At 46.2% G+C, this 12,754-nt stretch carries 8 protein-coding genes; all 8 read left to right on the top strand.

Annotated elements, in window-relative coordinates:
* The first annotated feature begins 2 nt into the window (after nt 1-2).
* Nucleotides 3-1,826: a RagB/SusD family nutrient uptake outer membrane protein gene (locus ABQ275_RS16720; RefSeq protein ID WP_349314293.1), complete on the top strand. Its 1,824-nt coding sequence runs from the start codon at nt 3-5 to the stop codon at nt 1,824-1,826.
* Nucleotides 1,827-1,869: 43 nt separating this feature from the next.
* Nucleotides 1,870-2,253, top strand: a complete 384-nt coding sequence (locus ABQ275_RS16715; RefSeq protein ID WP_349314292.1) for a BACON domain-containing protein — start codon at nt 1,870-1,872, stop codon at nt 2,251-2,253.
* Nucleotides 2,254-2,331: 78 nt separating this feature from the next.
* Nucleotides 2,332-3,888 carry a sulfatase gene (locus ABQ275_RS16710; RefSeq protein WP_349314291.1) on the top strand — a complete coding sequence of 519 codons (1,557 nt, stop codon included), beginning with the start codon at nt 2,332-2,334 and terminating at the stop codon, nt 3,886-3,888.
* A 498-nt stretch (nt 3,889-4,386) separates the two neighbouring features.
* On the top strand, nt 4,387-4,956 hold the full coding sequence (locus tag ABQ275_RS16705; RefSeq protein WP_349314290.1) for an RNA polymerase sigma-70 factor: 570 nt from the start codon (nt 4,387-4,389) through the stop codon (nt 4,954-4,956).
* A 75-nt stretch (nt 4,957-5,031) separates the two neighbouring features.
* On the top strand, nt 5,032-6,219 hold the full coding sequence (locus ABQ275_RS16700; protein WP_349314289.1) for a FecR domain-containing protein: 1,188 nt from the start codon (nt 5,032-5,034) through the stop codon (nt 6,217-6,219).
* Nucleotides 6,220-6,453: 234 nt separating this feature from the next.
* Nucleotides 6,454-9,876, top strand: a complete 3,423-nt coding sequence (locus tag ABQ275_RS16695) for a TonB-dependent receptor (protein ID WP_349314288.1) — start codon at nt 6,454-6,456, stop codon at nt 9,874-9,876.
* A gap of 12 nt (nt 9,877-9,888) precedes the next feature.
* Entirely contained in the window at nt 9,889-11,508 is a 1,620-nt protein-coding gene (locus ABQ275_RS16690) for a RagB/SusD family nutrient uptake outer membrane protein (protein WP_349314287.1), read from the top strand.
* A gap of 168 nt (nt 11,509-11,676) precedes the next feature.
* Entirely contained in the window at nt 11,677-12,717 is a 1,041-nt protein-coding gene (locus tag ABQ275_RS16685) for an SUMF1/EgtB/PvdO family nonheme iron enzyme (protein WP_349314286.1), read from the top strand.
* The last annotated feature ends 37 nt before the right edge of the window (nt 12,718-12,754 follow it).

Below are 12,754 nucleotides of genomic sequence, written 5' to 3'. Positions count from 1 at the left end.
ATATGAAATATAAGATACATTTTTTTATATGGATCACCTGTGTTGTTGCGATGTCCTGCAATAAGGACTTCCTGGACAAACAGCCGCTGGATGTATTGTCTACCGCGGGCAACCTGGCATCTACCAATGAACTGAGATTATACCTCAACCAGTTCTACGAAACATTGCCGGGGCAACCTACCGTTACCGGTGGTATTGGTATTGCCTTTGATGATACCAACAGTGATAACCTGATGCTGACCAGTGTGAATGCCCGCATCAATGGTGACCTGGCATTAAGCAACGCGGCGAAGATGGATGAATACAGCAGGATTCGTGCAGTGAATTATTTTTTGGAGAATTATACCAATGCAAAGGGTGAGCAGGCGCTCATTAATGGTTACCTGGGAGAAGCGAAGTTTTTTCGCGCGTGGTTCTACTTTAGCCTGATAAAAAAATACGGGGATGTTACCTGGGTGAGCAAAGTATTATCTTCTGATGATGATGCGATGCATGTGCCACGTACCTCACGGGTACTGGTGATAGACTCCGTGCTGGCAGACCTGGACGCTGCCGCCGCCTTGTTGCCGCTGCGTACCAACAGTGCCACCATGCGGGTACACAAGGATGTAGCCCTGGCATTTAAATCAAGGGTGGCATTGTACGAAGCCACCTGGCAGAAGTATCATAAATTAAAAGCAGATCCTTTCTGGACGAAAAATATCAGTGATGAAAAGATCCGGGATTATTTCACACAGGCGAAGAATGCAGCACTGGAAGTAATGAACAGCAAGCGTTGGTCCATTGCATCTACCGGCAATCCCCTGGAAGATTACAAGAACCTGTTCCTGACAAAAGATCTCTCCGCCAGTACCGAAGTGATGTTGTGGCGTAAATATAACCCCGGCGAGAATATCGGTCATAGTATCAGCAAATACCTGTCTACCGGTGGTGGCGATATCGGTGTTACGCTTTCACTCGTAGATGATTACCTGACACGTCAGGGCGCTCCTTTCACAGGTACCGCGCGTAGTCAGGCGCAGGCTACGTATGCCGCTGAGCTGATGCCCACGCTCCGCGATCCCAGGTTGTCGCAGACAGTAGCCATACCGGGACAACCATTGCGGCCGAATGGGGGCGTGGTGGCTGCTTTACCGCCTGTCAACCAGAGTGGGTTTAACAGAAACACCACCGGCTTTCCTTTATATAAATACATTGAATACGATGACGTAGCTGCCACCACTGATGACTTTAAAAGTTCGGTGCCTGCTATCTATTTCAGGTATGCAGAAGTGTTGCTGAACTATGCGGAAGCAGTAGCAGAATTAGGGGAAGATGCCACGCTGATTAAAACGGCGCTGCAACCGCTGCGCGACCGTGCAGGCATGCCGGGTGTTGATTTCAACAGGGAGTATAATACCGATCCGGCTTATCCGTTTAAAGACCTGAGTCCGGTGTTGCAAAGTGTAAGGCGGGAACGCAGGATTGAACAGGCAGCTGAAGGAACCAGGCTGGATGATATTTTGCGCTGGGCCGCAGCGGATGTGCTGCTGGCAAAAAAACGTCCATTAGGGGTATTGTTCACTGGTAGTAATATGGCTGATGAAAATACTGCGACCGGTTTTTATAAAGATGCCATGCTGTATTATGATACGCCACCGGCGGGCAAGTCTGTCAACTTTTACCTGACAGGTACGCCGGGTGATGCGAGACGGTATATGGACCCTTATCAGAAAGTATTGCCCAATGGATTTGGCTTCAAACTACAAAGGGATTACCTGTTGCCTATACAGGATCGCATGTTACTGTTAACCGGTGGGGAATGGACACAGAACCCCGGCTGGTAACAGGGAATAATTGTTTCGATACACAATTTATAAATTGAGAATTATGATAACTGGAACGACCATACGTACTATCAGTACACTTTTTATAATGGCGATAATAATTGTATTTTCGTCCTGCCGGAAAGATGAGATGCCTGCAAAGCCGCAACCATCACCATTTACGGCCAGTATTGACGGAAGCACAACCTTTCCTGCCACCGGCGGTACGGCGAATATCGTTATCAGCGCAGGCGCTGACGGCTGGTGGGTAACCGTTCCCGCCACAGAAAAAAGCTGGTGTGTGATAAAGAAAATATATGGCTCCGGCGATTTTACCGTACCGGTAACAATAGCGGAAAATACCACAGGCACAGCACGCAGGGTAGCCGTAACCGTGAGTCCTACTTTTGGCCTGCCACCGGTGGAACTGGTATTTGAGCAACAATAAATATAAAGGAAGCTGCTGCGGTATACCGCCATTACCGGCTGGCAGTACATCAATAACCACATGAAAAATGCTGAATGTATGACAGGTTTAAGAAAAGCAGGGCTGGTGACAGCCCTCGCTATAGCAGGACTGGCGCCCGCGTGTAATCATCTTTTTGCACAGGACAAAGCAGGCAGTCACAAAAAAACGAATATCATTATCATCGTGTCAGATGATCATGCCTACCAGGCTATCAGCGCCTACGGCGGCAAGCTGGCGGAAACGCCGAATATAGACAGGATAGCCCGCGAAGGCGCTATCTTCAATAATGCCTGCGTCACCAATTCTATCTGTGGTCCCAGCAGGGCCGTGATCCTCACCGGCAAATACAGTCACAAGAACGGTTTCAAAGACAACCTCTCCACCTTCAACAGCGGGCAGGATGTATTTGTAAAACGGTTGCAGGCAGCAGGCTATCAAACAGCGTGGATAGGGAAGTGGCATCTGGGTAGCAAACCGCAGGGATTTAACTACTGGCAGATATTACCGGACCAGGGAATGTATTATAATCCCGACTTCCTCATGATGGATGGCAGCACCAAAAGAGTAGAAGGCTACGCCACCAACATCATTACGGATGTAGCAGAGGACTGGTTGTCGGGTCGCGATACCACAAAACCTTTCTGCATGGTGATAGGCCACAAAGCCACACACCGCACCTGGATACCTGATACCACCGACCTGGGCAAATATGATGACCGTACTTTCCCCCTGCCGGATAGTTTCTATGATACCTACGAAGGCCGTTATGCAGCCAAGCATCAGGACATGAACATCGCACATACCATGCGTTTGGGTTATGACCTGAAAATGATGCCGGACACCGGTTTTGGCAAGGGTAACTACACCCGTCTCAACAAAGCGCAGCGCGCCCGGTTCGATGCTTACTATAAACCTATTGAAGCAGAACTGGCAGCAAAACATCTCAGTGGCAACGCACTCACCGAATGGAAGTTTCAACGCTACCTGAAAGATTACCTGAGCACCGCCGCTGCCCTCGACAGAAACATCGGCCGCATCCTGGACTACCTGGACGAACATCATCTCACCGAAAATACGATGATCGTTTACTTGTCAGATCAGGGTTTTTATATGGGCGAACATGGATGGTTTGATAAAAGGTTTATGTATGAAGAGTCGCTCCGCACACCAATGGTGATGCGTTATCCCGGTGTGGTAAAGCCAGGCACAAAGATCAACGACTTTGTACTCAACCTGGATATTGCGCCCACCTGCCTGGACGTTGCAGGGGTGAAAGCACCGGCAGCTATGCAAGGGAAATCTTTCTTACCGGTAGTTACACACACCGTTAATAACTGGCGTAAAACAGTATACTATCATTATTATGAAAGCGGCGAACACTCCGTTATCCCGCATTTTGGTGTCAAAACACAGCGGTATAAACTGATCCGCTTCTACCAGGATGCTGATAAGTGGGAACTATACGACCTGCAAAAAGATCCCCATGAAATGCATAACCTGTATGGAGAGAAAGGATACGAAAAAATACAGACCTCCCTCAAAACCCAACTGACAGCAGAAATAAAACACTATGATGATAAGGACGCAGCTCTTGTAATGAAGCAAAATATTTAGGAATTTAGGAATTTACGAATTTAGTTATTTAAAATGCAGCGGAGATTTAAGCGGAAATGTTGGCATATGTACCTACATCTCCGCTTAAATCTCCGCTGCATTTTAAATAACTAAATCTCTAAATAACTAAATCTCTAAATAACCAAATCCGTAAATATTTTATCCGCTGCATTTTAAATAACTAAATTCGTAAATTCCTAAATCCGTAAATATTTTACTATACTTGTACTAATAAAAATGTTCGCCTTACAAAGGCGGTTTGTATTGTCATAATTGATTATTCCTGTATTTTCCCATCCATTGTAGATATCCCGGTATCTTAAATAATTTCACGTATCTGAAGAATATCAACCAAAGGGCTGGTAAGCCGAACAATGAAATATATTGCCGGATTGGACGGGTAGTATGCTGATAGCAGTGCTTGTCCTCCCCCTGAAATTTGCATTCATCAAGAAAAGAAATGAGCGTTTGTCAGCAATTGATGAAAAAAAATATCTAATGGCTATATACCAAACACTATCAGATAATGAGTTATTGGTGTTACTTAAAAAGGATGAGGAAGCTGCCTTTACCGAGATTTATAACCGATATTGGGAAACGCTTTTTGCCATCGCCTATAACCGTGTTAAAGAAATACAGGTAGCCCAGGATATTGTGCAGGATCTGTTCACCAGTCTTTGGCTCAACCGGCATAAAACAGCATTGTTATCTTTAAGAAATTACCTGGCTACTGCTATCAAGTACTTGGCCCTGGCCCATCTGCGTAAAACAGACCGGGCTGGCATCTGTACAAATGAAGCAGATGTGCCGCTTGCTACCGCTGCTACAGTAGAAAACGACCTCCATTATAAATACCTGCTGCAATTATTACGGGAAGAAACCAACCAGTTGCCCGAAAAATGTAAACTGATATTCAAATACAGCCGGGAAGACAGCATGACGGTGGCCGAAATTGCCCGTCAGCTGAATATATCACCCCGTACCGTTGAAACCCAGATCTCCAAAGCATTGCGCCATCTCCGCAAATCATTTAAAAGCAAGGTTGCCAACCTTTTTTGCTGGTTCTGATCTTTTTTAAAAAAAAGTTGCCTTTGGCGTACGTGTAAAACGTTGCCCGGATCACTTACTAATAGAACTGCGACTATGCAAATACCTGAACAACTCAGAAAAGCAATTGATAATTACCTGGCTGGCATGGCCACACCACTTGAAAAACAGCAGGTGAATGACTGGTTTTATGCTTTCCATGATGAAGAAGTGGAGGTGCCGGCCGATGTGGCCGATCTGCGGCTGCAACTACAGGAAAGTATGAGAGCGGGCATCCGTGCGTCCATACAGCAACATGAAAAGGCGGCAAAACCTGCCCTGGTTATATTTCTCTGGAAACACCGCTGGATCGCTGCTGCCAGCATCCTGTTCCTTGCCTGCAGCAGCTATTTTTATTTTAACCGCACCGTTTCTTCTGACGGCATGGCTGCAACAGCCCACAAGACAAATTTCCATATGCATGATGTGGCGCCGGGTGGCAATAAAGCCGTATTGATACTTGCAGACGGCAGCAACATTGTACTGGACAGTGCACGAAACGGCACCCTGATACAACAGGGCAAAACAAAAATATCCAAGCCGGAAGATGGCCGGCTGACTTATAGCCCCGGTCAAAGCGGCACAGCAGAAATACTCTACAATACCATTGCTACGCCCCGTGGCGGTGAATACGAACTCGTGCTGGCCGATGGCACCAAAGTATGGATGAATGCTGCTTCTTCCCTGCATTTTCCTACCACATTTCATGGTAAAGAAAGAAGAGTGGTGCTAACAGGGGAAGCCTATTTCGAAGTGGCTAAAAACCCGGATATGCCATTTAAGGTAACCGTAAATGATATGGAAGTAGCCGTGTTGGGTACACATTTTAACGTCAATGCCTATACGGATGAAAACAGCATCCGGACCACCCTGCTGGAAGGGGCCGTGAAAGTAACTGCAACAGCTGCTTCCACCGGTCAGCAACCCATGTTGCTTAAGCCGGGACAGCAGGCGCAGGTAAATAAAGAAGGGCAGCTGCAGCTGGTTAAAAACGTGAATGTAGATGTTGCTACCGCCTGGAAAAATGGTCGCTTTGAATTCGATGATAATTCTTTACCGTCTGTTATGCGCCAGATTACAAGATGGTATAATGTAGACGTAGTGTATGAAGGAAACATACCGGATATCAGTTTTTCCGGCGCTATCTCCCGCCAGGAGAATGTGTCACAGGTCTTAACTATGTTGGAACTGACACATATGATCCGTTTCAGGCTGGAGGGAAAAACCATCCATATCATGCGCTGATATAAGCGTCCCGACTATTAACAATGAAAAAGAACACGTATATGATTTTTTCTGTGCCATAACAGTGAACTGGCATGAAGAAGCTGATTGGCTCAAAGAAAACCGGATCCGATGGGGGTCGGACCCGGTGAATAGCTGAGTCAATGCATTAACACAATCGACTAGGACTGCTCTCCCGGCTTCAATTGCTATTGGGCCGGGATGGAAATTATTGAACTCAAACACCACAAAAGTATGCAATTAACTGTTCTTTGGAAATTCCTGCTTCAGGTAAGGCGGTTTCCAAATGCCCAAACACTGTTGAGTATGAAGCTAACGGTTGTTCTATTGCTGGCCGCCACCCTCCAGGTAACTGCCAGCGCCTATGCACAACGGATCACTTTATCCGTTAAAGATGCACCCCTTGAAACTGTTTTCAGGGATATCCGCACACAAACAGGATACCTGTTTTTGTATAGCAGGCAGATGTTGGATAATGCCAATAAGGTAAATATCCAGGTCAGAAATGCCACTATTGAAGAGGTGTTACGAATGTCTTTTAGAGATCAACCCCTGGAGTACACCATCCTGAATAAAAATGTTATTGTACGGAAAGCAACTGCGAAACCTCTGTCTGAGGTGGCATTGCTGCCGGTAGCAACAAAGGTAACCGGCAAGGTGTACGATGTATCCGGGAAACCATTGATCGGCGCTACGGTGAAAATAAAGAACAGTAACCTCGGCGCAGGAACCGATGCCAACGGACAATACACCATAGAAGCCCCCGAAGATGCTGTGTTGGTTTTCTCTTTCATCGGCTATCAGACAAAGGAGGTAGCCGTTGCAGGAAAATCCGTGATCGATGTAATCCTGCAGGTAGCTGAAAGTAACCTGGACCAGGTAGTGGTAGTGGGATATGGTACACAGAAAAAAGTTAATCTCACCGGTGCTATTGAAACATTAGACCTGGAAGATATAAAAAGCAGACCGCTCACCAATGCCAGCCTGGCATTGCAGGGTAAGGTGGCCGGTGCTTTCATCTCTCAGAATTCAGGACAACCCGGCCACGATAACGCCGAGATCCGGATAAGGGGAGTAGGTACCTTCAATAACGCATCCCCCCTGGTGATTATTGATGGTATTGAAGCCGGTTTAAATGATGTGAACCCCAAGGATATTGCCACGATCTCGGTTTTGAAAGATGCCGCTTCGGCAGCGATATATGGTAACAGGGCTGCCAATGGCGTGATATTGATCACCACCAAACGGGGTAAACAGGATAAGCTGAATGTAGAGTACACCGGGTATTACGGACAGCAACGGGTCACCTCCATGCCAAAGGTACTCCAGGGGCTTGACTACCTGGAATTGAAAGCTGAAGCCTATAAGAATACCAATGAACGTTATCCCACATGGTATACCGATAAATACATGGATAATTACAGAAATAATGTTGATCCCATCATGTTTCCATTGGACTTTGACTGGGTAAGTGCACTATTCAAACCAGCAGGCATGCACGATCATTATGTGTCTGTTTCCGGTGGCTCAAAAACCTTTCAGCATGCCACTTCTATCGGCTACCTGGACCAGGATGGTATTGCCATTGGTAATAACACCAAAAAGCTGACCTTCCGCTCCAACCTTTCTTCCAGTTTTTTACAGGATCACCTGCGCATTAATATCCAGGTATCAGGTCATGAACAAACAATAGATGACCTGGTAGATGGGATGAGCAGCGCCATCTATTTTGCATACATAGCACCACCTACTATCAGAATGGAAGTACCGGGCGTAGGCTATAGCAACTATGGCTATAGTTACGGCGCAAAAGCGGCAGGAGGGCTTAATCAGATCAAGTCCGGCCCGCTCAACCTGAGAGGATCGGTAGCACTGAATGTGGTAAAAGGATTGGAAGTGAATGTCTCCTATGGTATCTACAAATCGTTCTGGCAACAAAAAATATTCCGGCCTACTGTACAACTCCAGGCGCTGAATGATGATGGCTCCGTTGTTTTACCTACTCCGCGGGTATCTGACCTGTCTTTAAACCGGTCAGAATCTATTACCAAAACGTTCAACGCCTATACGAACTATACCAAAAACATTAGAGGCGGTCACAATATTTCAGCTATGGTTGGTTTTGAATCCAGGGAATTTAATACCGGCAACTACGGCCTTTCCCGCACCAACTTATCTGTAAATCTTCCCCAGTTCGATTTTGGCGACCCTACAACACAACTCAATAACAGCGGCGCTTCCTCCATTGCATGGCTTTCACAGTTTGGAAGACTGGGCTATAACTACAAAGGAAAATACCTGGTGGAAACAAATTTACGCTATGATGGCAGCTCCCGGTTTGAAAAGAAATGGGGACTTTTCCCTTCTGTTTCTGCCGGATGGAGAATATCAGAGGAACCATTTATGAAAAACAATTTTCCTGTCATCAACAACCTGAAGTTCCGTACTTCCTGGGGACGGTTGGGTAATGAAAGTATAGGTCAATATTATGCAGCTTCTGATGAACTCAGTCTCAACTTACTGATGAATTTCAATAACCAGTTGGTGTCCGCCGGCGCCGTTACCAAACTCGCCAACCGGAATACCTCGTGGGAAACAGCCGAGCAATATAACTGGGGACTTGATTTCGATATACTCAACAGCAAGTTTTCCGGTAGTGTGGATTATTTTATCAAGAACACCTATAACATCCTGATGCAGATTCCTGTTTCCAGTACGTTGGGATTGACCACCACGCCGTATCAGAACGTAGGAAAAATGAGGAACAAGGGTATTGAGATGAATGTGAAATACACCGGCAGTCTCGGCCCCGTAGGATTGAATGTAAACGTTATGGCATCACATGTGCAGAACCGGGTATCAGACCTGGCAGGACGTAATCCTATTATCAATGGCGATCTTATCTGGAAAGAAGGCTATCCCTATAATTCATTTTATGGTTTCCAGACAGAAGGTATATACCAGTCGCAGGAAGAAATCAATAACCACCTGATTGTTAAAAATAAGGATGGCGACCAGGTGAATGCATATGCGGGTTTGATTCCAGTACCAGGTGATATCCGGTTTAAAGATCAGATAACTGAAGATACCAACGGAGACGGTATTCCTGATTCAAGGGATGGGGTTATCAACGAAGACGACAAAGTGATTATGGGAAAATCGTATCCCGACTGGACCTTCTCTTCCACTTTTGCATTTGACTGGAAAGGCTTCGATATCTCCTTGTTCTTTCAGGGGGTGTATGGTATAAACTCGCTTAACCAGGGAATGGTAACCGCACCGTTTCACGGCGGCGAAGCCAACACCGGCGCCTGGTACAAGGATGGCTGGACAGCAGAACATCCAAGTAAAACCATCCAGCGCGTATACAGCGATCCATCAAGATTCTCCATTGTTTCCGGTTATTACCTGGAGGATGCTTCTTACCTGCGCTTGAAAAATGTGGAAGTAGGGTATACATTATCCGATCAGTGGATAAGAAAGATTGGCTTGAATCCCGGCAATTCCAGGCTGAGGGTCTATGCGAATATCCAGAACGCCATTACCTGGACCAGGATGCGGTTTGGCTTTGATCCTGAAAAGCCTGCCGGGATTGTGAATACACTGCAATATCCCCAGACACGTATTTATTCAATGGGTGTAAATGTTAAATTTTAAAGCGCCATGATCATGAAATTTATACAACAAATAGTGCTGCCGGGAATCCTGATATTATGTATTTCCTGTAGTAAAGATTTTCTCAATAAAGTTCCACAGGATTTTATCTCTCCTGATAATTATCTCACCAATGAAGCACAGGCTGAAATCCTCCTCAATGGGGTGTATAATAGTCTCGATTACATAGAGAACCCCAATGAAAACCAGCGGATGTTTCCACTTCATTTCGACACCATGTCGGATGATGTGTTTGACGCACAGCCCTGGCACAATACTACGGAGTGGGCAAGGGGACAGGGCAATGCAAACAGTCCCTGGGCGAGGTGGAAATGGGACCTGAATTACCAGGGCGTTTCCAGGGCCAATGTTTTTCTGAGTTCTATTGTAAATGCTGATTTTAAATCAAATAATATCAAGCGTTATACAGGAGAAGCAAAATTCCTGAGAGCCTGGTTTTATAATGACCTGGCAACTTTTTACGGAGACATTCCTTTAATACTGCTCCCCGGTGATCTGAGTAACAGTCGCCCGTTCCGCACACCTAAGAAAGAGGTGGTAGAACAGATCCTGAAAGATCTCGACGAAGCAATCGAAGTGCTGCCCGTGAAATATGATAATGATAAAGACAGGGGAAGAATTACGAAAGGCGCTGCGATGGGCTTTAAAGCAAGAGTACTGCTGTACAATGCACAATGGGAAAAGGCCGCTGCTGCTGCGAAAGCAGTAATGGACCTGGGTGTATATAGTTTATACCCTGACTACCAGGGGTTGTTCCTGGAAAAGAATGAAGCATCCATTGATCAGGAAATCATGTTGCAGGTTTTTTATACACCGGACATCATGCCTTCGTTTTTATATTACCCGCTGGGAGAATACCCGGCCTTTTCACCTACGCTGCAACTGGTCAACGCCTACTATATGAAGAACGGCCTGCCCATTGATAATCCCCGGTCAGGCTATGATCCTAAAAACCCGCATATGAACAGGGATCCGAGATTGAAGGCATCCATTTTTTATCCCGGTTCGCGATATCTGAATTTTATGATCAAATCACCTGATCCTGCGGTATCCAAAGATTCCATTGAAACACCCGTGTGGTTGCTGAATATAAGTGGTTTCCGGGCCAAGAAACATCTTGATGGAACCTTGACTGCCGCTACTAAAGAAGGACGTAATAAATACTTTTTAAGATATGCAGAGGTGTTGCTCACTTATGCGGAAGCAGAGAATGAAGCACACGGTCCGGCCAATGCCTATGATGCTATTGACCAGCTCAGGAGAAGAGTAGCGATGACTACACTGACGCAAGCCATGCCCGGCTTGTCGAAAGAAGACATGCGGAAAGTGATAAGAAATGAACGTCGTATTGAATTAGCATTTGAAGGACTGCGGTTGCCCGATATCTGGCGCTGGAGGATAGGAGAAGAGGTGATGGTAAATGCCCGCGGATATGATAATACAAAGCTGATCACTTATCCTGGTGATGGTATGGGTACTACCAATCTCTGGAAATACGAAACCCTGATCATTGACAACAGGCAGTTCAATCCGGCCAGGGATTACCTGTGGCCTATCCCGCGGAGTGAAATGAATTCCAATCCAAACATGGTGCAGAATCCGGGCTATTATTAAACAGGCCGCGAATGCCTGATTTAAAATTAACCGGCCTTTGTAAGGTGAACAATCCTTCATTATTTAAAGCTTACAGCGATGTTTAAAAATCATCTTTTAATACGATTACTAATCACTGTTTTTATATTTTCTGTACTGGGGGGATGTAAAAAAGATACCGCACTTCCCATGATTTCAAAAACCTACCTGAAGGGCGTGGGCCCTACGTATGCGGACGTACAGGGTAGGGTATACATTGAAGGCAGCTCGGCTATTGAACAGCGGGGTGTTTGCTGGGTGCTGAAAAATACAGCAGGACCCGGAGAAACACTTCAGTTCCCTACTATCACTAACGATACCATGAACATAGATGGAAGCACCGGTCTTGTGAATGTGCGTATCCGCGGACTGGTACCTGATACGGCCTATTTCGCCTGTTTTTATGCAAAGAACAGCGAGGGTATAAAATATAGTTATCCGGTACTGATCCGTACCCCGGCTATTCCCGATGGATTTGTTTTTGTGGAAGGAGGTGATTTTGAAATGGGTAATATCCTCGGTGAGGATGATGAAAAGCCGGTACACATGGTAACACTGGAGAATTATTTTATCGCTGCCAAAGAAGTGACCAATACCCAATACTGTAAATTCCTGAATGAAATAGAACTGGCTGCCGATGGTAGCGACGGGGGGATGAAATACATTGATATGGGTCATGCGGAAACGCTGATCACGCACAATGGTACACAGTTTATACCGGTTGCGGGTTTTGAAAATTATCCGGCTATCAGGATATCATGGTATGGCGCCAAAGCTTACTGCAATTGGGCTGGCGGGCGGTTGCCTACGGAAGCGGAATGGGAGTTTGCGGCACGCGGTGGTATAAAATCAACAGGTTTTGTTTATGCCGGCAGCAATGCGCCGGGTGATGTAGCGTGGTATGCGGCGAATGCTGCGGGTAAGTTGCATCCGGGTGGCGAAAAAACCGCGAATGAACTGGGCACATACGATATGAACGGCAATGTTTGGGAGTGGTGTGATGACTGGTATGACGCCAGCTATTATGGCGGCAGCCCTGTTGAAAAACCAGGTGGTCCATCTTCAGGCGCTGATAAAGTGCTGCGGGGCGGCTCTTACCTGGAAGGTGCCAGGTACACTACCAGCAGGTTCCGGGACAAGCCGGAAGCCACTACCAGCAACATCGGCTTCAGAGTGAAGATCGCTATATAAGCATCTCATGTAAAAAAATGCTTCCGTTAAAGGACAG

It is taken from the genome of Chitinophaga sp. MM2321, from assembly GCF_964033635.1.
In the GTDB taxonomy this organism is placed as follows: domain Bacteria; phylum Bacteroidota; class Bacteroidia; order Chitinophagales; family Chitinophagaceae; genus Chitinophaga.
This window is presented reverse-complemented; position numbering and strand designations above follow the sequence as displayed.

What these genes read in the sequence shown, in the direction of transcription:
- ABQ275_RS16720 (WP_349314293.1), top strand. Translation starts at nt 3, where the DNA reads ATGAAATATAAGATACATTTTTTTATATGGATCACCTGTGTTGTTGCG.
- ABQ275_RS16715 (WP_349314292.1), top strand. Translation starts at nt 1,870, where the DNA reads ATGATAACTGGAACGACCATACGTACTATCAGTACACTTTTTATAATG.
- ABQ275_RS16710 (WP_349314291.1), top strand. Translation starts at nt 2,332, where the DNA reads ATGACAGGTTTAAGAAAAGCAGGGCTGGTGACAGCCCTCGCTATAGCA.
- ABQ275_RS16705 (WP_349314290.1), top strand. Translation starts at nt 4,387, where the DNA reads ATGGCTATATACCAAACACTATCAGATAATGAGTTATTGGTGTTACTT.
- ABQ275_RS16700 (WP_349314289.1), top strand. Translation starts at nt 5,032, where the DNA reads ATGCAAATACCTGAACAACTCAGAAAAGCAATTGATAATTACCTGGCT.
- ABQ275_RS16695 (WP_349314288.1), top strand. Translation starts at nt 6,454, where the DNA reads ATGCAATTAACTGTTCTTTGGAAATTCCTGCTTCAGGTAAGGCGGTTT.
- ABQ275_RS16690 (WP_349314287.1), top strand. Translation starts at nt 9,889, where the DNA reads ATGAAATTTATACAACAAATAGTGCTGCCGGGAATCCTGATATTATGT.
- ABQ275_RS16685 (WP_349314286.1), top strand. Translation starts at nt 11,677, where the DNA reads ATGATTTCAAAAACCTACCTGAAGGGCGTGGGCCCTACGTATGCGGAC.